Annotated in this window: 13 protein-coding genes; 2 read left to right on the top strand and 11 right to left on the bottom strand. The window is 49.5% G+C overall.

The annotated features are described in order from the left end of the window. Positions 1-6: 6 nt before the first annotated feature. Positions 7-954 (bottom strand): site-specific tyrosine recombinase/integron integrase, encoded by a 948-nt coding sequence (xerA, locus tag BQ2633_RS06995; protein ID WP_075566042.1) that lies wholly within the window; start codon positions 952-954, stop codon positions 7-9. 174 nt (positions 955-1128) lie between these two features. Between xerA and aroQ the strand changes: the two genes are divergently transcribed. Then, positions 1129-1578: a type II 3-dehydroquinate dehydratase gene (aroQ, locus tag BQ2633_RS06990; RefSeq protein ID WP_075566041.1), complete on the top strand. Its 450-nt coding sequence runs from the start codon at positions 1129-1131 to the stop codon at positions 1576-1578. A gap of 139 nt (positions 1579-1717) precedes the next feature. Then, complete coding sequence (locus BQ2633_RS06985; protein ID WP_075566039.1) at positions 1718-3169, top strand: MiaB/RimO family radical SAM methylthiotransferase; 1452 nt, start codon at positions 1718-1720, stop codon at positions 3167-3169. A gap of 451 nt (positions 3170-3620) precedes the next feature. Here BQ2633_RS06985 and BQ2633_RS06975 read toward each other — a convergent pair whose 3' ends face one another. From BQ2633_RS06975 to BQ2633_RS06930, 10 genes are all read right to left on the bottom strand, one after another. After that, entirely contained in the window at positions 3621-4214 is a 594-nt protein-coding gene (locus tag BQ2633_RS06975) for a YqiA/YcfP family alpha/beta fold hydrolase (protein WP_075566037.1), read from the bottom strand. A 144-nt stretch (positions 4215-4358) separates the two neighbouring features. Beyond that, on the bottom strand, positions 4359-8120 hold the full coding sequence (locus BQ2633_RS06970) for an AAA family ATPase (RefSeq protein WP_075566035.1): 3762 nt from the start codon (positions 8118-8120) through the stop codon (positions 4359-4361). Positions 8121-8189: 69 nt separating this feature from the next. Then, positions 8190-9425 carry an exonuclease SbcCD subunit D gene (locus BQ2633_RS06965; protein ID WP_075566034.1) on the bottom strand — a complete coding sequence of 412 codons (1236 nt, stop codon included), beginning with the start codon at positions 9423-9425 and terminating at the stop codon, positions 8190-8192. Between the two features lie 410 nt (positions 9426-9835). Continuing rightward, the gene (locus tag BQ2633_RS06960; protein ID WP_075566032.1) at positions 9836-11734 is read right to left on the bottom strand and encodes a BspA family leucine-rich repeat surface protein; all 1899 of its coding nucleotides are present in this window, start codon (positions 11732-11734) and stop codon (positions 9836-9838) included. A 422-nt stretch (positions 11735-12156) separates the two neighbouring features. Continuing rightward, a complete protein-coding gene (gene msrB, locus BQ2633_RS06955; protein ID WP_075566030.1) occupies positions 12157-13248 on the bottom strand; it encodes a peptide-methionine (R)-S-oxide reductase MsrB in 1092 nt (363 codons plus the stop codon). 140 nt (positions 13249-13388) lie between these two features. After that, the gene (gene purL, locus BQ2633_RS06950) at positions 13389-17090 is read right to left on the bottom strand and encodes a phosphoribosylformylglycinamidine synthase (protein ID WP_075566028.1); all 3702 of its coding nucleotides are present in this window, start codon (positions 17088-17090) and stop codon (positions 13389-13391) included. Positions 17091-17330: 240 nt separating this feature from the next. Continuing rightward, on the bottom strand, positions 17331-19973 hold the full coding sequence (locus BQ2633_RS06945; RefSeq protein WP_075566026.1) for a BamA/OMP85 family outer membrane protein: 2643 nt from the start codon (positions 19971-19973) through the stop codon (positions 17331-17333). Positions 19974-20091: 118 nt separating this feature from the next. Further along, the gene (locus tag BQ2633_RS06940; protein WP_075566024.1) at positions 20092-20829 is read right to left on the bottom strand and encodes an isoprenyl transferase; all 738 of its coding nucleotides are present in this window, start codon (positions 20827-20829) and stop codon (positions 20092-20094) included. A gap of 3 nt (positions 20830-20832) precedes the next feature. Continuing rightward, positions 20833-21537 carry a porin family protein gene (locus tag BQ2633_RS06935; protein WP_075566022.1) on the bottom strand — a complete coding sequence of 235 codons (705 nt, stop codon included), beginning with the start codon at positions 21535-21537 and terminating at the stop codon, positions 20833-20835. A gap of 179 nt (positions 21538-21716) precedes the next feature. Beyond that, on the bottom strand, positions 21717-22853 hold the full coding sequence (locus BQ2633_RS06930) for a DUF6242 domain-containing protein (protein WP_141700157.1): 1137 nt from the start codon (positions 22851-22853) through the stop codon (positions 21717-21719). Positions 22854-24395 lie beyond the last annotated feature (1542 nt).

The raw sequence follows: 24395 nt of genomic DNA, 5'->3' as shown, positions 1-24395 counted from the left end.
AACACCCTATTCTGTTGTCTTCCGATTGCGTGGAAAATACTCCAACACTTGTTGACGGAGGAAGCGGCTATCGAGGTGCGTGTAAATCTCGGTAGTGCCAATGTTTTCGTGTCCGAGCATCACCTGGATGGCACGCAGAGAAGCACCCCCTTCGAGGAGATGCGTGGCAAAGGTATGGCGGAAGGTGTGGGGCGAAACCACTTTGTCGATGTTGGCTGCTTGGACATATTGCTTGATGTTGTGAAACACCGTGATGCGCGAAAGGTGACGTCCGCGGCTAGAAGAAACAAACACAAAGTCTTCGTCCTCAGGTTTGACGGCAATGTTGGCACGCGCATCAAACCAGTTGTGGAGTTCGTGGATGGCACGTGGAGAAATGGGCACAATGCGCTGTTTGTCGCCCTTGCCCGTGACGCGAATGAAGCCTTCGTCGAGGAAGAGATCGGAGAGTTTGAGATTGCACACCTCGCTCACACGGAGTCCGCAACTGTAGAGCAGTTCCAAAAGTGCGTGATCGCGCTGTCCTTCGGGCTTGGATTGGTCGATAGCCCCGAGGATGGCTTCCACTTCTTCGAGCGAGAGCACAGCAGGCAAGTGCTTGGGGATGCGCGGACTCTCCAACAACTCCGTGGGATCTTGCGCCAAGTGGCCATCGAGTTGGAGGAAACGATAGAAGGAGCGCACGCCACTGAGCATCCGCGCCATGGAACGCGCAGCGACACCCAAGGCAAAGAGATGTTGGGTGTATTCGTGCAGGAGGGGCAAGCGCACTTCAAGGACAGGTGTGTTCACCTCAGCAAGAAATTCCAAGAAACGCTCCACATCGCGCTGATAAGCCATGCGTGTGTTTTCCGAAAGTCCTTGCTCGAGCAACAAGAAGAGGCGATATTTCTCCACCAAAGCCGAAGTGTCGGCAACTTGGGGTTTAGAAAGTTCGGACGAAGAGTCGTTCATAAAGCTGATTATCAAAAGTTTTATCGCGCGCGTTTTGAGAATCACCTGCGATTTCGTAATTTTGCAGACAAATATACGACAATTTCTCCACATCGCTCCGTTGTGGTGCGCTTTTGTGCCGGCACACGCTAGGTAGAAAGTGCGTGGGATGAGAGCGAAGAAACGCATGGTAGTATGAAAATACTTGTAGTCAACGGACCGAACCTCAATTTTCTCGGTCGCAGAGAACCCACCATCTATGGCGCGCAAACGCTCGATGACATCATCCGTGGACTGCAACAGCAGTTTGCTGGAAGCGTGGAGATTGCCGCTTTCCAATCGAACCACGAAGGTGCCCTCATCGATACCCTCCAACAAGCAGCGATCGAGGGTGAGGTGGCAGGTGTGGTGCTTAACGCTGGTGCCTACACCCACACTTCTGTGGCGTTGCGCGATGCCATCAGTAGCATAGCTCCGCTGCCAGTGGTGGAAGTGCATCTGAGCAATGTGCATGCCCGCGAGGCTTTTCGCCACACTTCGCTCATCAGTGCCGTGTGCCAAGGCGTCATTGCAGGGTTTGGTGCCGATAGCTACCGCCTTGCCGTGGAAGCCCTTGTGCAGCAATGCTCGAAAGCTGGGAAATAATCTCAGCAGCAAAAGCGGTTTGCGCCCATCCTCTTCGATATCGCTCCACAACAGCCGCCAAGCACAGCGACATCTTCCCCTCGTGGGGCATCTTTCTCCATCCTTTTTGAACACAATCTCTCCAACATAGACATAACTCATGAAGAAACTCCTGATAGAAACATACGGCTGCCAGATGAACGTGGCTGACTCTGAAGTGGTGGCTAGCGTGATGCGCATGGCAGGCTACGAACCCTGCGAAGACATCGACCAAGCTGACGCTGTGTTTCTCAACACCTGCTCAGTGCGCGATAATGCTGAGCAGAAGATTATCCACCGTTTGCAAGCCCTCCACGCTCTGCGCAAGAAGGGACGCCGCCTCATCCTCGGAGTTCTCGGTTGCATGGCAGAGCGTGTGAAAGACGATTTGCTCGAGAAGCACCATGCCGACATTGTGGCAGGACCCGATGCCTATCTCTCTTTGCCCGACCTCATTGCGCAAGCCGAGGTGGGACAAAAAGCCATCAACATTGATCTCTCGCTCACAGAGACTTATGGTGACATCATGCCCGAACGCTTCTGCGGATCGAAGATTTCTGGTTTTGTGAGCATCACCCGTGGTTGCAACAACTTCTGCCACTTCTGCATCGTGCCTTACACCCGTGGTCGCGAGCGTAGCCGAAATGTGCAAAGTATCATCAACGAATGCTTGGACTTGCAAAAACGTGGTTTCAAAGAAGTGACCCTTTTGGGACAAAATGTCAATTCCTACAAAGCGAAGCGCGATGCTTCGGGCGACACCGAACGTCCCAACAGCGAACTGGAGGAATTTGAAGCACAAACGCGCGACAAAGCCATTGCCACAAAGGGCATAAAGTCTACGGAAGCTGAAGCGGACTACAATAAGGACTACGTGTTTTTCCCCGAACTCTTGCGCACTGTGGCGCGTGCGGTGCCCGATATGCGCATCCGCTTCTCCACTCCTCACCCCAAAGACATGAGCGATGCCACACTTCGTGTGATTGCCGAAGAGCCCAATGTGTGTCGCCACATCCACCTTCCCGTGCAAAGTGGTAGCGATGTCATTTTGAAGAAGATGAATCGCAAATATAACCGCGAGTGGTACATGAACCGCGTGAAAGCCATCCACGACATCATCGAAGACTGTGCCATCTCCACCGACATCTTTGCCGGATATTGTGGAGAAACAGAGGAAGACCACCAACTCAGCCTCTCGCTCATGCGTGAAGTGGGCTATGACTCTTCCTTTATGTTCAAATATTCTGAGCGTCCAGGCACTTATGCCTTCCGCAATCTCGACGATGACATCCCCGAAGAGACCAAGATTCGCCGTCTCAATGAGATGATTGAGCTTCAAAATGAGCTTTCGCTCAAAGCCAACGAGGCTTGGGTAGGACGTGAGGCGGACATTCTCCTCGAGGGAGTGAGCAAGCGCAGTCGCGAGGAGCTCTTCGGTCGCACCGAACAAAACAAGGTGGTCATCATCCCTCGCGCCAATCACCGCATTGGACAGACCGTGCGTGTGCGCATCTTGGCTGCTTCGAGCGCGACCCTCAAAGGCGAAGTGGTGGAAAGCCCCGAACAAGCATAACTAGAATAACTAGAAAGACTAGCCCTCTAGAAAAAGACAACGCTGGACAACTCCTTGTGGAATCGTCCAGCGTTGTTTCGTTTTATAGCTGTCCGTGTCTGAATGGCAAAATAAGTTTGTCCATTCGCCACTACCTCTTTGCTCGGATCAGCATTCTGTACTATCAAGTAACATGCATAACGGGATAGTTTTACAGATTTCAAAGAACGTTCTGTTCCAGATCCGATACTGACCATTTCGAGGATATCCTCGAAATGGTCTAAGGGATTATTAGTTCATTTTTATGAGGGATGCTGAGCTTAATAAACACTTACTGATTCTCCACACCGAACTTTACTATCCCGTCGATAAGCATCTTCTCGCTAGTGCCTAGAATGGCACGTTTAAGTTCTCCGTAACAGATTATTCTGAGGTTGATTTGAAAGGTAATGAGCAGTGCCCACTGTCCTCCTTAGTGCAATTCTAGGAGTTCGCGCACGATGGGTAGCACCACTCGGCTCAGCACCTTGTCGTTCAAGGAGTGTTCACCATCGAACACCACAAAATGCTCCTTGCCATAGAGTTTCACAAAATCCTTTTGGTGGTTCACTCGTTTGTCTTTATCGCCAAAGAGTCCCCACACCATTTGCTTATCTTCGGCAGTGATGCCCTTGCCCGTGTTCTTTTCGATGGCTTTAAACTCAGCCACCATCTCCTTGTCTACCTTGAAATCCTTAGCCCCGTCGGCACGCTTGTTGTAAAACTCGCGACGTCCCATGCCACCAAACGTCAATAGGCGCGACATCGACCAAGCCGGATTGATGAGCACACGCGGAATGCCGTGCAGTTGCTCGCCAAAGAGTCCACCCATCGACGAGGTCACCACCACATCGGGGCGTTCGTCTTCGATGAGCTGTGCGATGAGTGCCATTGCCTCTTGCGGCATCACAGGCAGGTCGGGAGCAATCACCGACACTCCATCGGCATAAAGCAGTTGGCGCAGCGTCATCACCGTGCCAGAATGGCCGCTTGAAGCGAAACCATGCAAGAAAAGTATCTTTTTCATTGGAAAAAATGCAAGAGAATAAAGTGTCCAGCGCGGCAAGATGTCCCACAATACTGACAGTTACCCAAACATTTAGGGACAACTGCTGCAGAGGACTTTCATCTGCCACCAGACAAACATAGCAATCGACAGATAGATGGAAGTTTATTCCACCTCAATCGTAGAAGTTCCGCCCGCACCTTGTTTCACCACCTTGATTTGTGGAGCAATCTGTGCGCGAATCTGTTCGGTGTGGCTCACCACTCCCACTTTGCGTCCTTGGCTGTCTTCGAGTGCAGCAAGCGCATCGAGCACCAATCCAAGGGAAGCCTCATCTAAATGTCCAAAACCTTCGTCGATAAACAAACTACCGATGTTCAAAGTTGTGCTGGAGAGTGAAGCCAATCCTAAGGCAAGTGCCAAGGAAACAATGAAAGTTTCGCCTCCCGAAAGGGAATTGACATAGCGACGCTCATCGAGCATATCATGGTCCACCACTTCGAGCGTGAGCGAACCAGGAAATACATTCAAATCATATCGAGGGGTGAGGCGATGGAGATGGAAGTTGGCATGTTGCACGAGGAGAGAGAAGGTGTAGCTCTGCGCCATATCGCGGAACTTTTTGCCTTCGCTCGAGCCAAACACAGCGTTAAGACGCGCCCATTCTTCGGCATTCTCTTTCGCCAGTGCCACTTTTTTGCTCTGCGCTTCCGACTCCTTGATGCTATCTTCGTGTCGGCACAATCGGTGCTTCACCTCATCTTGTTCCCTTTGCTTTTGGCGATGTTCCGCCTCCAAGAGTGGCAAACTTTCCGTCAAGGCTTCAGGCTGTTCGGCTTCGGCATCCGAAGGGCGGTTGGCTTGACCTTGCCAGTTGGTATAGGCTTCGAGTGCCTGCTGCTTCTTTTGTTCGGTGAGGAGATGACGGTTTTTGCAAGCCTCAATCTCCTGTCGCAGTGCTTGCCAGTCGCGAGGGTCTTGGAATATCCGTGCCAGTTCTTGTTGCTGCAAAGGCTCATTTTCGCGGTTGAAACGCGTGATTTCCATATCAAGCTCCGTACGACGCTGACGCAAATCGACATCCGCTCTCAGGCGACTTTGTGCCAAACTCTGTTGCTGTCCGATAGACTGCTGCAACTGAGCTTTGAGGGTGTTGCTGTTTTGTTGGAGTTGTTGACATTGCGCAGTGGCTTCGTCAATGTTGCGTTGCAATTTTTCTGCCAAACTTTGCGGTGTGTCCTGTCCAAACATTCGCACAATTTCTTCACGATGTTCCGCCAGTTGTTCGCGCAGTTGGCTGCACTTGCTGCGGCAATCGTTGGTCAGTTGCATTTGCTTTTGAGCTGTCTCCTTCAATGTAGCAATGCGCTGGCGCAACATTTCCAAGTCAGTGGTGTTAGTTGTGATTTTTTCGTTAAGCTGACGCCATTCATCGTAGAGTTCGCCCAGTCGCTTTAGGTAGCCTTCGATAGCGTTTTCTTCGCGCCATCCCGACAGAGTGAGCAAATCGCCGAGTGAACCATACAACGTTTCGATGTCCGTATTGCTTTTCATCATCAACTGATGAATGCGATGACCATTTTGGGTGCACACTTGAAGTTTGGCTTCTAAATCCATCTTCTTTTGCGACGACGCACCCAGAGATTCTTCGAGCTTTGTCAGCTTTTCGTTCACCTCATTCAGCGCTTTAGTGTGGAAACGACAAGAAGCCAAATCTTTTTCGCTTTGTTGCATCTGTCGCTTCACAGCATCGAGGAGCATCTCGATAGTCGTTTTGCGCGCACCTCGATTCACTTCAGCCGAACAGTCCACAAAGGAGGTGTCGAGGTCAGTAAACTTCTTCCAATTCTCCACAGAACTGCTCTGCTCTTGCTCTAGACTCTCCAGCAACTGCTTCTCGCTTTTTTGTTTCGACATCTGATCACGTCTTTCTTCTTTGAGCTGCGCGAGCAAATTTCTTTGCGCCTTGTAGTTGTTTTCGGCATCTAGATAGTCCTTTTTGAGTTGTTGTTGGCGTTCGCCCGACACCTGTTCCACCTCTGTGTGATAGGGATGGTGCGCACTTCCGCACACTGGGCAGGGCATGCCTTCTTTGAGCAGTTCGCGGAGCTTTTCCACATCCTGCACCTGCGCCAACACAAAGGCATCTTTCAGTTCTTCAAAGCGATTGAAACGCGATTGTTCCTCTTTTTCAGCCGCGAGAATTTCTGTTTCTTTCAGCTCGATTTGTCGCTTCCATCGCTGTTGATTCGCACGAAGCAGCGACATTTTTTCGTAACGATCGGTGATGGTTTGCCACGCTATTCTGGCTTCTTCCAACAGCATTTTACGTTGAATGTCGCGATTGTAGGACTCGTTGAGTTCCGCCTCCGAGATGTGCGCTATCGACTGCTGATGTCCCAAACGACTGGCACGCAGACTCGACAATTCATCTTCCTGTTCGCGCACCGTGGTTTTCACCTTATTCAACTGCTCCGTAAGGTTTTGTATCGTCTGATTCTCTTGTTGATACTCCTGCTCCCACTTCTCATAGTTATGTTTTTCTGCAACATATTGCTTGAGCTTCTCAATAATCGTCTGATAATTGTCAAACATTGAGCGGTGAACGTCCAATGCCTGACGACGCAAATTGTCTTTTTCCAGATTTTCTTTCAAACGATTTTCTTCGTGCAAACGAGTGGTCAAATCCACATTGGTTTGATCCTGAGCCAACACTGCCTCATCTTTTGCCTTTTCGGCATCGATTTGTTGCTTTTCGAGCGAAGAAATGAGCCCCTGCAAACCATATCCACGATCGATGTCGGGACGGCGCAAGCGCAAAGTCTCTTGAGCTGCCAATTTGCGCTCATCAGCTTGTTGCAAATCTTGTTCGGCTTGCTTGCTCTGCGCTTCTTCTTGAGTGATTTTTAGGGCAATTCGACTCTCTTCATCTTTGATTTTATCAATTTGGTTGGTCAGCTCATTGATTTGTTCATAAGCCGTGTGGAAGGGCAACACAGCATCATAGCGTGCCAAAGCCTTCTCTTGCTCACGCATGAGCAGATAGGCGCTATTGGCTGCCACATTTAACTTCATGGCTGCGTTGTATTGCGCTTTCAACTCCTCGTTCTTCTCATGCCACTGCAAGAAATGAGTGGTGCGCGCTTTGCGTTGCTCCAAATCGAGGAGGACACTCGCCAACTGTTGTTCGCGATGTTGCAATTCCACCACATCTTCCTCTGCCAAACGACCTTGCGACAAACCTTCATATTTGGCTTCTTCACTGCGCACTTCGCCCTCAGCCTCCTTGCTCATCTCGTAAATTTTCTTCGAGATGCTGCCATAGATGTCGGTGCCGGTGAGCTTTTCGAGCAACACACTCTTTTCGGCAGATTGTGCTTTGAGGAAACTAGCGAAACTTCCTTGCGCCAAAATCACAGTGCGTGAGAATTGTTGATAATCCAATCCTATCACACGCTCCACCGCCTCTTGCGTGTTTTTCTTGCCCGAAGCAATGCGCGTCACCTTCCCCTTGGGCGAAATCTCGTCCAAGTAGCGTTCCACCTCTCGGAAGGTCTCGTTGCGTGTCATGCTCACTTCCCAACCAGCTTCGTAAGTGCCGCCATTGGGCATGGAAAATCTCACACGTGCATAGCCACTTTGTGCTCCACGACGCAAATAAAAACGCGTGTCTTTGAGCGTTTTCACATTGTTTTTCAGCACATAGTCCTTCTGCTCTTTCGACACCTTGTCCACTTTTTCGTCCAAACGTGGTGTTTCGTCGTAGAGTGCCAAACAAATGGCGTCGAGCAAGCTACTTTTGCCAGCTCCAGTGTCGCCCGTGATGGCAAAAAGCCCCGCCGAACGCAGCGGTTCGGCAGTGAAATCTATGAAGTGTTCCCCTTCGAGAGAGGTGATGTTGCAAATGCTAATGGAATCTATCGTCATGTCGCCTATGAAATGTAGGATGCGAGGAGAAATATAAGGGAGGGAGCTTCTGGGCAAAGCCCGTGAATACTAAGCCTCTTGGAGCGCTTGTTGTGCCATTTGGAAGCGTTGCACCAAGGCTTCCGACATCTCGTTGCCAAACTGCGATTGGTAGCAGCGCTGTGCCAACTCTAGGGGGCTTATTTGCTCTAATTGTGTCTCGAGCGAAGGCAAAGTTTCTGTGGTTTGTGGTTCACGTTTTGCTGTTTCCGTGGTGACACGGCAGAAACGCACCGCTTTGTCTTCCAAGAGTTTGGCTATCTTGGCACGCAATTCGGGTTCGGGTTGTGAGAGTTGCACATGGAGTTCCAGATAGGGCCAAGTTTCGCGAGGGGTTGTGCCATCGTCTTTGGGCAAATCTGCCAAGAGCGACAGGAGTTTTTCGGGCGAAGCATAACCATATTTCGGTAGGGTGAGCAAATCGCACAAGGGGGTGTAGTCAATGGCACGCACCTCAGCGCGTCCACGCTCATCCACTTCCACCAGCATCACACTGCGTTTATAGTCCACCTCCGAGAAGGAGAGGGCTATCGGGCTGCCCGAATAGCGCACTGTCTCGAGGTCTGCCACTTCCTGCGCCTTGTGGATGTGTCCCAGTGCCGTGTAGGCATAGCGTTTGCCCAAATCGCCCACCTCAACACAGTCTTGACCGCCCACCACCAAACGCTCGCTGTGCTCCTGCTCATTGACAAAAGCACCCACAGCATAGAAGTGAGCTGCCAGCACCACGGGAAGTTTTTTAAACTCACTCGCTTTGTGACATTTGTCCATCTGCTGCAAATGATATTTGATGCCGCCTTCCACACTCAAATTGTGGGGATAGTCCATCGAGCGCAAGAAAGGCAGAGCATAGCACACCACAGCTGCCTCCGACGTGTGGCGAGGAGAAAGGGGAAGAATGTTGCGTTCAAAATCGATGTTTTCTCCCTTTCGCTGCACAGTGCCGCGCACATAGATGTTGTGCAGGCGCAGCAACTCTTCGGCAGCTTCGATGCGCGCTCCAGAATCGTGGTTGCCCGCTATCACCACCACCTGCATTCCTTCATTTTCCTGCGTGCATTGGTTGAGAAAATCAAAAAACAGACGTTGTACCTCCACACTGGGGTTAGGCGAATCGAAGATGTCGCCACTGATGATGAGAGCATCTGGCTCTTCGTGCTTCAGCGTTTGGAGCAACCATTGGAAGAAATGGCGATGCTCAGCCACACGACTGTGTTGATGAAAGACATTGCCCAAGTGGAGGTCGGCGGTATGGATGATTTTCATTGTAATCTTTGCGCGTGAAATATAATGAGATGGAGTATATACAGTATTGCGAAATTACGATTTTCTTGTCGCATAACCAATGTTTTTGTAGCAAAACATCTTTCCGTTCTCACACACGACAGTGATAGCGAGCAAGGGGCGTTTATAATCATGAAAAAATCTGCAAGTTCGCATCTTCAAAGGACACAAAACTTGCAGATTAGACTAAGTATTTAGATAAAATAGTGGTGAGTGCTTTTAGATTATAAAACCAATATTCCGTGGTGGTAGGTCTAAAATCCTTGAACGAAGCATCAAACACTACCTTTTTGACCACCATGTTAGAAGTAGAGTATGTTCCAGCACAGACAGGTTTGGAACTAATTGACTTCTCATCGATGTACCAAGTTTTACCGCTACGCGATTTACGATTATTGGTCTTCGCTCTGCAACACATAGGCTTCAACCTTCCTATTAGGATCAGTGAAATAGCCCGTTGTTGGATTTGCCATCGTGACATCCAACTTGCTAGCATCATACTTCACAACTCCCTTCAATTGAGTGCAGTCATAGAACATGTTTTGAGAATTATCACATCGCCATGTATCGGTGTTGAATATGGTCTTCAAACTAGAGCAACCAGAGAACATTTTTCTCATATCCGTTACCGCAGAGGTGTTGAAATTAGAAACATTGAGTTCTGTCAATCTAGAGCAATTATAGAACATATAGCTCATATCCGTCACCGAAGAAGTATTGAATTTGGAGAGATTGAGTGCCTTCAAACCAGAGCAATTATAGAACATAGAGCTCATATCCGTCACCGAAGAAGTATTGAATTTGGAGAGATTGAGTGCCTTCAAACCAGAGCAATTATAGAACATAGAGCTCATATCCATCACCGAAGAAGTATTGAATTTGGAAAGTTTGAGTGCCTTCAAACCAGAGCAATTATAGAACATGTAGCTCATATCCGTTACCGAAGAAGTATTGAATTTGGAGAGTTTGAGTGCCTTCAAACCAGAGCAATTATAGAACATAGAGCTCATATCCGTTACCGCAGAGGTGTTGAAATTAGAAACATTGAGTTCTGTCAATCTAGAGCAAAGCGAGAACATATAACTCATATCCGTCACCGCAGAGGTGTTGAAATTAGAAACATTGAGTTCTGTCAATCTAGAGCAACCAGAGAACATAAATCTCATATTCGTCACCGCAGAGGTGTTGAATTTGGAGAGATTGAGTGCCTTCAAACCAGAGCAATAATAGAACATTTCTCCCATATTTGTCACCGAAGAAGTATTGAATTTGGAGAGATTGAGTTCCTTCAAACTAGAGCAACCCCAGAACATCCAGCTCATATCCGTCACCGAAGAAGTATTGAATTTGGAGAGATTGAGTTCCTTCAAGTCATAGCAAAGCGAGAACATATAACTCATATCCGTCACCGCAGAGGTGTTGAAATTAGAAACATTGAGTTCTGTCAATCTAGAGCAACCAGAGAACATATCATACATATTTGTCACCGCAGAGGTGTTGAAATTAGAAACATTGAGTTCTATCAATCTAGAGCAAAGCGAGAACATTTTTCTCATATCCGTCACCGCAGAGGTATTGAAATTAGAAACATTGAGTTCTGTCAATCTAGAGCAATTATAGAACATTCCGCTCATATTCGTCACCGCAGAGGTATTGAAATTAGAAACATTGAGTTCTTTCAAACCATAGCAATTATAGAACATCTCACTCATATTCGTCACCTTAGAGGTGTTGAAGTTGGAAAGGTTCAGAGACGTCAAACTAGAGCAACGAGAGAACATAATACTCATATCCGTCACCGCGGAGGTGTTGAAATTAGAAACATTGAGTTCCTTCAAACCATAGCAACCAGAGAACATCCCCCTCATCTTCGTCACCGCGGAGGTGTTGAAGTTGGAGAGATTCAGAAACGTCAAACTAGAGCAACCTTCAAACATCGCGCTCATATCCGTCACTTCAGAAGTATTGAGGTTTTCAAGCCCTACAATATTAACGAGTGATTTAAAACCCGCAAACCATCGGGCGGTGCTAGTGGGACGGTAATCCTTGAAGGAATCTTCAAACACCACCTTCTGTATCCTCCATCCATAAAATGAGAAATTCTCATCGATACCCCAAATTTCACCTCTACGCGAACCACGGTCGTTATCATAGTAGAAGGTGAGGGTGGTTTCATCTTTGCTCTGCTCGACATAGGCGCTCTTCGCACTTAGTGGAAGAGAAAAAAATGAACACAACAGGACAATGAGCAGTACACGGAACTGTCGAAGATGGAAGATAGCTTTTGTCATAAGGCGAGACTTTTTGTTTCTCCACATTTTTCTTCACGCTAAGCGAGAACATGATGACGAGGAGGTACTAAACTGGAAATTGAACTTGTGGTGAAAGATAGAATACAAATTCTATCCAATCATTAGCAGGATTAAGGAGGGAAAATAGCCTTTATTCGGCATATTCGAATCTACACATCCTGATGATGAACGTTGCTGTTACAAAATTACTATTTTTTTCTTTGTAAAACTCTAATTTTCGCGCTGATAATTGTAGCTTTCTCTCGGTGGACTTGCACTTTCTGGCAGGTAGTTCAAATTGCAGGCTGATTTGATAGTACTGCCTACTTTCAAATAGAACAAAAAGAATGTCGGAGAAATCCTAAGAAATCTCCGACATTTTTTGAATTATCTCCCACGTTTTTTCTCTTTTCTAGGAGCTTTTAGTGCTGTGCTGCCTTGGGTGTCTCCAACAAGGGGAGGTAGGCGCCATAACCTTGCTTTTCCATCTCGGCTTGAGGGACGAAACGCAGGGAAGCACTGTTGATGCAATAGCGCAAACCGCCCTTTTCCTTGGGACCATCGTTGAAGACGTGACCTAGGTGGGCATTCCCCTTGTTGCTGCGCACCTCGATGCGCTGCATGCCGTGGGAAGAGTCTTTGATATTCTTCAAAAGATGGGCATCTATGGGCTTGGAGAATGCGGGCCATCCACAACCGGAGTCGAATTTGTCGGTGGAGAGGAAGAGGGGTTCTCCTGTGGTGATGTCTACATAGATGCCAGGACGAAACTCGTGGTCGTATTCATTGGTGAAAGGACGTTCGGTGGCAGCGTTTTGCGTGACTTGATATTGGATTTCGGTGAGCTTAGATTTGAGCGTATCTGTGGAGGGACGCTCATATTTGTGCTGCGTGGTGTCGGCATTGGCTTTGCGAGCTTCTGCAAAGAGGGCAGGAGAAACGTGGCAATATCCTCCAGGATTTTTGTCCAAATAGTCTTGGTGATAGTCCTCAGCTGCATAGAAATTGCGCAAAGGTTCGATTTCTACTGCCACATTTTTACCAATGGCTTGTGCCAACTTGGTGCGCTCGGCTATGAGGAAGGGACGAGTGTCGGGATCGGTGTAGTAGATGCCAGTGCGATATTGCGTGCCGATGTCGCCACCTTGGCGGTTGATGCTGGTGGGGTCGATACTACGGAAATAGAGTTGCACGAGAAGGGTGAGGGGAAGAACCTCAGGATTATAAGTTACTTCCACAGCTTCGGCGAAACCAGTGGTTTTGGAGCATACTTGTTCGTAGGTGGGATGCTCGATGTTGCCATTGGCATAGCCCACTTTGGTGGAGAGGACGCCACGGATTTGTTTGAAATAATGCTCGGTGCCCCAGAAACAGCCACCAGCGAAATAGAGAGTTGCAGTCTTGTTCATAGTTTGAGAAGAATTTGTGTCAGAAGTGGCGGAATTGTTGCTGCGACAAGCAATGCAACAAACTGCTACCAACAGAAGGAGCAGTCCGCGAAGTGGATTTTTCATAAGTCAGTTAGTGTTGTATTGTGTGATTAAAGTTACAATCGTCTACACGACGGATGTTTTATAAAAACAGCTCTCTGATGAGTGCGTGGGACTCACCAGAGAGCTGATCGCATAGAGGGAATAAAACCGAGATAAATCGCTTATGCTTGATGGCTTTCTACCCACTTGCGGGCATTGACGAAGGCTTCGAGCCATGGCGTGCAGTCTTCACCGCGACGCTCTGCAGGGTAGAATGGATTTTGCCAAGGGAGGAAGGCGCGTTCCAAGTGAGGCATCATTGCCACGTGACGACCATCTGCGCTGGCAATACCGGCTACGTTGTAGTCCGAACCATTGGGATTGGCAGGATAGCCCTCGTAGGAGTATTTGAGCACCACGTTGTAGTCGCTTTCGGGTTGGGGAAGTTGGAACTTACCTTCGCCGTGTGCAATCCAGATGCCGAGACGATCGCCAGAAAGACTCTCGAAGAGTACGCTGCGATTGGTTTGCACCGTAACACCTACGAAGCCGCTTTCAAACTTGTGGCTGTCGTTGTGGAGCATGTGCGCACGCTCTTTGTGTTCGGGATTGACGAGGTTGAGTTCCACCATGAGCTGACAACCGTTGCAGACACCGAGGGAGAGGGTGTCGGGACGTGCATAGAAGCGGTCGAGTGCTTCCTTCGCCTTAGGATTGAAGAGGAAGGCTCCAGCCCAGCCCTTGGCACTGCCGAGGACGTCACTGTTGGAGAATCCACCACAGAAGACGATGAAGTTGATGTCGTCGAGGGTTTCGCGACCAGTGACGAGGTCGGTCATGGTCACGTCTTTCACATCGAAGCCGGCAAGGTAGAGCATATACGCCATTTCGCGCTCACCATTCGTTCCCTTCTCACGGATGATAGCCGCACGAACGCCAGAGGATGTGCGACGATCGGGAGAAACTCCGAGGCTTTCAAACGTGCCTTGGAAGGAGGGATGGAAGTTGAGTTCGATGGGTTGCTCCTTGTAGTTGCGGAAACGCTCAGCTGCTTTGCCGTGGAAACTTTGATGCTCATCGAGGAGGAAGGAAGTGGAATACCACACATCGCGGAGATGATCGATGAAGAATTGGTATTCTGCACCGTCTTTCTCAACAAGGAGGTGACGCTCTTCGGTGGGCACAGCGAGGGCAGTGGCTTTCACGCCATGTTCTGCCAAGATAGCATTGAAACGCGCTTCGTCTTTATCTGCTACTTGCACCAAGACTGCGGGGTTTTCGGCAAAGAGTTGTTGCACGAGATCGGCAGCACCGAGGTTGTCGAGTTGCACCGTCAGACCACCTTCTGTGTTGGCGAAACACATTTCCAACAAAGCAGTGATGAGACCACCAGCACTGATGTCGTGACCAGCGAGGAGGATGCCTTCTTGCACCATGGCTTGCACAGCTGCAAAGGCAGAACGGAAGTAAGCGGCATCTGCCACTGTGGGCACATCGCTACCCACATATCCGAGGGTTTGTGCGAAGGCAGAACCACCGAGTTGAGGAGCGAGCGAAGAGAAGTCGAGGTGATAAATCTTGCTATTGGGCTCATTGACCACAACAGGACGCACCACTTTGCGCACATCATTGACCTCACCACCTGCACTCACAATGACGGTGCCTGGAGAAATCACCTTCTCTCCGTCAGGATATTGCTGTGTCATGGAGAGAGAGTCCTTACCAGTGGGGACATTGATGTGGAGCTCGCAGCAGAAATCGCTGAGGGCTTTGACACCTTCATAGAGACGCGCGTCTTCACCTTCTTGTGAGCGGCAGGGCCACATCCAGTTGGCGGAAAGACTCACGCTGTCGAGTCCTTGTGCGAGGGGAGCCCACACGATGTTGGTGAGCGATTCGGCAACTGCCATCACTGAACCTGCGGCAGCATTTGCCAAACCGACTTGAGGAGCATGACCAATGGCAGTGGCGATACCGGCTTTTCCGCGATAGTCCAAAGCCACCACACCGCAGTCGGCAAGAGGGAGTTGGAGTTCGCCTTGGCATTGTTGTTGTGCTACCTTACCGGTTACGGAGCGGTCCACTTTGTTGGTGAGCCAGTCTTTACAAGCCACAGCTTCGAGTTGGAGCACGTTCTCGAGATATTCATCCAAGAGGGCTGCATCGTATTGCGCAGTGTTATAGTCGCGCTTCACGGTGTTGTCGGTCATCACGGTCTTGGGAGAGTGACCAAACATTTGTGCTACGTCGAGGTCAAAGGGACGCACACCGTCTTTTTGTTCAAAAGCGAAGTGGGCATCGCCAGTAGTTTCACCCACCACATAGAGAGGTGCGCGCTCACGTTCGGCAATTTTGCGCACTTGGTCGATATATTCTTCTTCGATGAGGAAGCCCATGCGCTCCTGACTCTCGTTGGCTATGATTTCTTTAGCAGAGAGGGTGGAATCTCCGATGGGGAGTGCGCTCATGTCGATGGTACCGCCACATTCTTCCACGAGTTCAGAAAGACAGTTGACGTGTCCAGCAGAACCGTGGTCGTGGATAGACACCACGGGGTTGTGTTCTTCTTCGCAAAGCGCACGCACGAGGTTGGCTGCACGCTTCTGCATTTCAGGATTCGCACGTTGCACAGCGTTGAGCTCGATGCCAGAGTGATAACGTCCAGTGTCTACAGAAGAAACAGAGCCACCACCCAAACCGATGCGGTAGTTGTCACCACCCACGACAACAACTTTGTTGCCTTTCTCGGGAGTGCCTTTGAGGCAGTCGCGCTTTGTGCCATAACCCACACCACCAGCGAGCATAATCACCTTGTCGAAGGCATAGTTCACACCGTGTTCTGCGTGCTCGAAGGTGAGCACAGAACCAGCGATGAGGGGTTGTCCGAATTTATTACCGAAGTCGGAAGCACCGTTGGAGGCTTTGGTAAGGATTTGCTGAGGAGTTTGGTAGAGCCAAGGACGTTCTGCCATGTTGCTCTCCCAAGGACGACCACCGTCAAGACGAGGATAGGCAGTCATATAGACAGCTGTACCTGCGATGGGGAGCGAACCAACGCCACCTCCCATACGGTCGCGAATTTCACCACCCGTACCTGTAGAAGCTCCGTTGAAAGGCTCTACAGTGGTGGGGAAGTTGTGCGTTTCTGCCTTGATAGAGATAACACTCTCGATGTCGCGAATGACAAAGTAGTCGGAAGTGTCGTGGCGTGCAGGCGCAAATTGTTCCACCACAGGACCTTCTGCGAAAGCCACGTTGTCTTTATAAGCAGAGAGGATGCGATGGGGATTCTCCTTTGTAGTGCGTTTGATCATGGCGAAGAGGGCAGAAGGTTGCTCCTTGCCGTCGATGATGAACGTACCACCGAAGATTTTGTGACGACAGTGTTCGGAATTGAGCTGTGCGAAGCCAAAGACTTCACTGTCGGTGAGTTTTCTGTTGAGTTGCTTTTCTACACCATGGAGATATTCCACTTCGGCGGGAGAAAGAGCCAAACCTTCCTGCTCGTTGTAGGCTTCGAGATCATCAACTGTGCGGATGGGATCTGGGGTGTGGCTGATGGTGAAGATATCTTGGTGAAGACCTTCGTAAAGTCGTTGAAGCATAGGGTCATGATTAGCCGAAGCATCCCCCACGGGGAAGAATTCTTCAATGCGCAAAATGCCGCTGAGATTCATATTTTGTGTGATCTCAACGGCATTCGTACTCCAAGGCGTAATCATTTCTCTGCGTGGTCCTACATAGCAGCCCTCAAGTGCGGGGGCTGCATCAAGAGTGGCTTCGCCAAAAAGCCAGCAAAGTTTTTTCACTTCATCATCGGAGAGCTGGTGATCCACTTGTGTGGCAATGATGCTCTGCGCAGGTGTGCGGAAAAAAGAAATCATGTAAGCAGAAATGTTTGGGGTTATGTTGAATTACCTTGGCAAAGGTACGGATTTTTGCGCGGTTATCCAATATTCTTCTGCACTATTTCAGAGAAAGATAACACAGACAACTCCCACCGCTTTCTCAGAGCAGTGGGAGTTGTCAAAATAGCCTGATGCAAACGCACACAAGTGTTGTTTTTAGCAGGAGGCAAATGGCGAAATTTGCCTGCGAAAAGTGGATATTAGGCAGGGAAAAGCTTAGAATTCTTGTCCGAGGACGAAGTGGAACTGACTTCCACCAATCTTCTGACCATATTCTGTCTTCTTGAAACCATAAGCCCAGTCGATACCCATGAGACCAACCATCGGCAAGAGGATGCGCACACCCACACCAGCGGAGGTTTTGAGCTTGAAGGGGTTCATCTTGTTGATGTCTACCCACGCATTACCGGCTTCGGCAAAGGCAAGCGCATAAATTGACGTAGCTTCAAGCATCAACGGATAGCGAAGTTCGAGTGTCAAACGTGTATAAGCATAGGCGTTTTGCCGACCAAGACCATTGTTACCGGTGTTACCGGCAATAGCACCATTTTCATAACCACGGAGGGCAATGACATCGCTGGCATATCCATAGCCTCCGCCGCTCATGCCGTCACCACCCATGTAGTAAGTTTCAAAGGGTGACTTGCGATGGCGGTTGTAAGCTCCGAGAATACCGAAGTCGGTGCGAGTCATGATGACGGGCACGTGGCGCAAACTAGAGTTGAGCGCCGTGTAAGTACGGAATTTCAAGCTCCATTTGTGATATTCGATCCAGCGATATTTCTCTTGTGCTTCGCGATCGTAGTTGGCGCTCAGCACATTGGTTGCCAATCCTTCGTAGTTCTTTCCGTCAATCAACGAATAAGGTGGGGTGAACGACACGGAGAACGAGAAGTCCGAACCACCACGGGGGAAGATAGGATCGGTGATGCTGGAGCGCGCAAGGGTGAGCGCAAGGTTGATGTTGTTGCTCACACCATTGGTGATGAGGAAGTAGCGCCAGTTTTTCAAGCTATAACGCGTGTAGTTGAGCGAGGCACTGAAAGAGAAATAGTCATCGGGCCAGCGGAGACGCTTACCAAATCCGATGCTAGCTCCCAACATTTGCATGTATTTGTCGGGATCGTAGTAGTTAGCATAGTTGTAAGCACTAGAGTTCGTGCCATAACCATAGAGTCTATTGTAGTAGTTGGTACTGCTATAATAGCTAGAACTCACGTCAGTATAGCGTGAATAGAAAGCCGACACAGAGAGTTGGTTAGGACGCTTTCCGCCAAACCAGGGGTCAATGAAGGAGAGAGAATAGCTCTGATAATACTTTGCATTACTCTGCACCGACACTTGCAAGGTCTGTCCATCGCCTTGAGGAATGAATCCTGCGCGCTTGTAACCGTTGGTGCCAAAGAGATTTTGCATGGAGAAGTTGGTAAACTTCAAACTTGCGCGACCAATCACCCCTGTGGGTCCCCAACCGGCAGACACTTCTATCTGGTCACTACCCTTCGTCACGAGAGGATAAGTGATGTCTACCGTACCGGTGTTGTCGTCGGGACGAATGTTCTTGAAGATTTCACTCTGGAGCACTTCGTTGTCGAACTGCTTTGTGGCTGCCAATTCGCGCACAGAGCGTTGCAACGCTTCGATGGAGAAGAGGTCGCCAGGCTTCGTGCGGATTTCGCGACGAATCACGTGGTCATACACACGGTCATTACCCGAAATGCGCACGCGATTGAACGTGGCTTGTTTGCCTTCGCTGATGCGCATTTCTAGGTCGATGCTGTCGCCTTCCACCTTTGTTTCCACAGGATCGAGGCGATAGAACACATAACCGTTGTTGTAGTATTGCTTACCAATCGCATCTTCGTCTTCGCTGAGTCGCTTGTTGAGCAAGGTCTGGTTGTAGAGATCGCCCTTTTGGATGCGGAGTTGCTGCATCAAAGCGTCAGAGGGATAGACGGTGTTGCCCACCCAAGAGATGTTGCGGATGTAGTATTTCTTGCCTTGATTGAGATTCAAGTAGACATCCACGTGTTTGGGATCCACTGTCACCACCGAATCGCTCAGCACCAAGGCGTCGCGATAACCCAAACTATTCATTTTGTCGATGAGAAATCCCTTGTCTTCTTGATACTGCTCGGGACGGAATTTGCGTGATGCGAAGGTAATCCACTTTTTGAAGGTTGAGCGGTCGCTCGTTTTCTTCATGGCGTTTTTCAAAGGAGTCACCAATTCGGGGTCTACTCCCGTGATGTGAATCTTACGAATGAGGATTTTGTCGTTCTTATTCACGTTGATGTCCACAATCATATGATTGTCGGCAGTCACATCTTCGTGTTGCACCACCTCCACTTCGACATTCTTGTAGCCCTTTTCTTCAAAATACTTTTGAATGCGGAGTTTCGTGCGGTCCACGAGGTTGGGCGTCACCTGATTGCCCACACGCAGGGGCACACGTTGCTCCAATTCTTCGCGCTGCGACTTCTTCAAGCCGTTCCATCGCAATGCCGAAATACGAGGCTGGGCGGTGAGTTTGAAATGCAGGTAGATTTTGTCGCCGACAATGCTATCTGCCTCCACTTTCACGTTGGAGAAAAGACCTTGCTTCCAATAGTTCTGCACGGCACGCGAAATATCATCGCCAGGCACGGCATAGGTGCGGCCTACTTCTAGGTCGGCGATGTTCACCAATAGGTCGTTGTCATAGCCCTTTATGCCATCTACCACAAGTCCGCCCAAGACATATTGTCGAGGTTGGAGAGAATAGACGATTTCGGGCTTCGTCTGCGTGTTTTGTGCTGCGGCAGCCAAAGGCGCCACCGACAAAAGCAGACTTAAAAGGGAGGGGTGCAGATATTTCATAAACGGGATACGTTCGGGAGATGGTCTGTTGAGAGAAGCCTAGCGCGGAATGCACCACAGCATCGGCAGGATAGTAGGAAAGAGCAGCTCACTGTAGAGCCTATCTCTGGGAGCAAGACTAACCCTCGTGGGAAGTCACCTGCTCTGAAGTTTTGCCAAAGCGGCGCTCTCTATTTTGATAATCTGCGATGGCAGCATAGAGATGCTCCGCTGTAAAGTCGGGCCAATAAGTTTCTGTGAAGTAAAGTTCGCTATAAGCGCACTGCCAGAGGAGATAATTGCTCAAGCGCAGCTCACCTCCGGTGCGAATGAGCAACTCAGGGTCGGGCATAAAGCGCGTGGCGAGCTTGTCTTGGAACGCTTCTTCGGTGATTTCTTCAGCACGAAGTTCTCCGCGTTGCACTTGTTCTGCCAGTTGTCGTGCCGCCTCGGTGATTTCCCAACGAGCGGAGTAAGACAGGGCGAGCACCATGGTCATGCCAGTGTTGGCAGCCGTGTTTTGTTCACAGCGCGACAAGGCTTCGCACACAAACTCAGGAAGTCGACTGCGATCGCCTATGATCTGCAAGCGCACATTGTTTGCCATGAAAAGTTCTTCTTCGAGACTTTCGATGATGAGTGCCATGAGCGCTGCCACTTCGTGCGAAGGACGGTTCCAATTCTCCGTGGAGAAGGTGTAGAGCGTGAGATATTTCACTCCCAACTTAGACGCGGCTTCGGTGATGTCTCGCACCGTTTGTGCGCCCTCTTGGTGTCCCATGGAGCGTTCCATTCCACGGGCTTTTGCCCAACGTCCATTGCCATCCATGATGATGGCGATGTGTCGAGGGATTCTACTTTTGTCGAGAGTGTTCATAGGTCAATCAGCTTTGTTGCATGTGGGGCAACGGGGTGAAAAGTCGAAAGTGAGGGTGAGCTGCAGGAGTCCGATGTGGTCTTTGTTGCGGAAGAAGTCGCTCTTCAGTGCGTGAGGGGCTTCGAGTCCGTCCCAGGCATCAGAAAGACTAAAACGCATGCTCCAGTCGAGAGCAAGGTTGAGTCGAGGGCGAATCTTATATTTCAGCCCCACACCGATGGGCACTATCGGGGTCACAGTCCCCGATTCGCTACCATAAGCCGCGCCCAGTCCCAACTGCATGTAGGGCACTAGGCGGCGATAGCCTAAATAGCCACGATGAAAACCGTAGGGTAGAAAATGAATTTCATACACTGCCGCTAGGTCGAGCAATGTTCCACTATAGCTATAGCGCAGGGGCTGCTTGTCGACAGCGGAGGGAGAAGTGGGATAGAAGTCTTTCAATCCCGTGGTGTTCCCACCTATCGTATGAATGTTGATCGAGGTGCGCAAGGCTAAGCGAGGATTGTAAATCCATCGCACCGTGCCGCCAAAGGATACACCAGGATGACTCAACAAGGAGGGGTTGGTGTCGTCTAAAGGTTGCGACATACCCACACTCACGCCCCACTCTTTGGTGAAGAATTCTTCGTTTTGTGCTCGACTTTCGCTAGGGACCATCCAAAAGAGCCACCAGCACCCGAGGAAGAGAAGGAGAGTTCGTGTCATAGAGGTGAAAATTGAAAGAGAAATCAGATGGAATCTACACAAGTGTGTGTGTGAACCTCACACCTACACAGCCAGTGTCATCTGTATATAACGGCATTACTTCCCTTTCTATTGTGTCGCAGGGGCAAGTATTGCCCCGAGTGTCAATGTCGAACGAGGGTTTTGCCTCCTTCGTTTGCTCAGAAAGTGGTGGAAGTGGTATTCCACGAAAGGCGATGCAGACGAGCACGCCACACGCCATTGTCGGTGTGGATCCAGAGCTGTCCGCGAGCGTCTACTGCGGCTTGCATGCTGCTCACTGTCTTTGGGAAGCTAGCAGGCAATGCCAAGGTGGGATGACTCACCCACGTTCTGCCGCGATCGCGACTATAGCGCAACACTGGTGTGCCTTCGGTGGTGCGTCCTACCAAGAGCACTCCTCCATCATAAGGCAGCATCTGAGGATTCTCCAGCACGGGGGCAGTATATCCGCTCGTGATGGGAGGGGGCATCAATTCCCAACGGAATTGATAAGTGCCACTGGTGTCCCATTTGCGTGTCCACACGCGAACAGTTCCATTTTTAGTGCCACACATCACCCACTCTTGCAGATGATTCACATCGCGAGCCGCTAGCACGGTGCCGGCTATGTTGGCATCGGGCAGATAAGCTGCATCGGTGACATCTACACTATCTTTGGTCCAAGTGGTGCCATCGGTGGAGGTGAACACCGCTGTGCCTTGCACACGAAACAGGCGGCCTTCGCCTTGCCAAGTTCCTGCTGCAGGGAAGGTGAATCCTTGCGCAGTCCAAGCAGCTTCGGTGGGCTGTGTCCAGGTCACACTGTCTCCTTCTTCGCGGTGCACACGCACTTCGAGCGTGTAGTTGCGACGCGACACACCGTCTAGTCCATAAACATGGAGCGTACGTGTCTTTGTCAAATCCACCGCTGTGGTGGCGCTGAAGACTGTGTCGGACTGATTGAGCAGGCTCACCAAGCGTGCTACGCCACTCACCGTAAACGTCTGTGGTTTGACACTGCTCAGACTTGTGCCGTGAGGGAGCGAATCTTGGTTGTAGATGGTGTTGCGCTCCTGATCGATGGTGAAAGCATAGTTAATGCCAGCAATATTTTGCACATAACTGCTATCCTTTTTGCCATCGGTGGTGCGAACGTGCAGCGTGCGCTGCAAATTGCCCAGTCCAAAGGAAGTGACCACACAGTCTGTCGACACTTCTGCCGTGGTAGTGGTGTCGTCGTTGAAACATGCCGTCAATAAAGTAGTGCCCAACGTGAGGCACGCCATAGCAGGCAGGAGGGTATTCATTGGTTTCATGTGGCTACTTGTGAGTGCGTGAAAGGTGTCGTTTCGGACAATGTCCTACTTAGGCACTATATATCAATATGCAAAAATAGAAAGACTTTTCCCAACTCAGAAACAAAAATCTGATTTTCTCTCTTTTTTAGCGTTTTTCGGCTAGATTCTGCTGCATTGGTCTGCATATTTGTCCTTTTTCAGGCTTTTCGCCTTTCTTTCAGTGACAGCTCCTTTGCTGCTCTTGGCACCACCTTGCCACACTTGCCTGCTCCGCTCTCTTTATAGCGCACCATGAAGTGGCGAGGGTTCGGGTGCAGACCGTGCCCACTTGCAGGGGCACCCACTTTTGTAACCCCTTTCCGCAGAAGTCTGCTTTCACTGCCTTTATTTTTTTACAGCATCCTCTGTTATAATCCAGCAGGCGTCCTCCCCTTGATTCGTCGCCCACCACCGACCGCGCGCCGGGAGTTATCCACTTTTCCACACGCTTTTCTTTCTTCATCACTATATAAGTTCTTTTCTTTTTTAGAAGGAAAGAAGAGAAAGAGAATGACCTACTAAAAAAGAGAGAACAACTACTGGTGTATGTATAGACGTTGTGGAAAATGTGGATAAATACTTTGAGATAGCTTCCAATGCCTTAGTATGAACGAATTGTAGTTTTCCCACCCACGTGGATAAACCTACTTTTTATTGTGAATATCTCATGTAGAACTTTGGTAAAACTGTGGAAAGATGTTGATAATAAGTCTTTTGGTTCTTCCTTCAATGAGCTAGGTGTGAGTGAGAGTTATCCTTGGGTTATGCAAGGCTTTTCCACTGTTTTTCCACCTCTTTTTCCACGATGCTTTTACTTCCTTACAAGATTCATTTTCTAGTTGACATCTTGTTTGTCGTTCGTTCTTGATGTAGGTCGCTATGTCTTCAGACTAACAACAAACCATCTGTTCAGCCATCCAATAAAATAGGTTCAGGATATAACGACCGATTGGGATTTAATAATTGTAAAAAGCTCCTTCTCTCGCGCATGCGCGTACGCGCGCACCCTGCACTTTTGCACTTTTTGCTTTCACAACCTTCACAGATTTCCGTGTAATGCATTCTATTCTAGTGGATTATAGGTGTTTTATAAACATCTTTTTAATGTTTCACGCCATTCTGCGTGAAACATGGGCGAAAAGACCCCGTAGGAGAGGTAAATTAGGGTGGAAAAGCAGGTGGGTCAGCAATCAGAGCAGTTGAGGATGGTTACAGTGTTTTTTGGGGTTGTGGGAAGGGAGGATAAGAAAACTCGGAGCTTTTCTCGAAAAAATCGGACGTTTTTGGAAAAACGTTGGACTTTTTCTGAAAAATCTCCCACGTTTTTTTGCGTAAGTCCTTGAATTTCATTCGTTCTTTGAGCAGTAATAGCGGGTGAGTGTGAAGGTTGTGAAAGCAAAAAGTGCATCATCGCTGTAGCGTGCGCACGCGCGCGAGAAACTCGTTGTTGAGCTTACGCTGTTTTTGGAAATTCAGCCAACGGGTTTTGTAGGTGAACTGGGACTTACCCTCTCTTCTTTT

The sequence above is a fragment of the Ihuprevotella massiliensis genome (assembly GCA_900095835.1).
In the GTDB taxonomy this organism is placed as follows: domain Bacteria; phylum Bacteroidota; class Bacteroidia; order Bacteroidales; family Bacteroidaceae; genus Alloprevotella; species Alloprevotella massiliensis.
The sequence above is the reverse complement of the archived record's forward strand: the minus strand, read 5'-3'. Positions and strand labels throughout refer to the sequence as shown.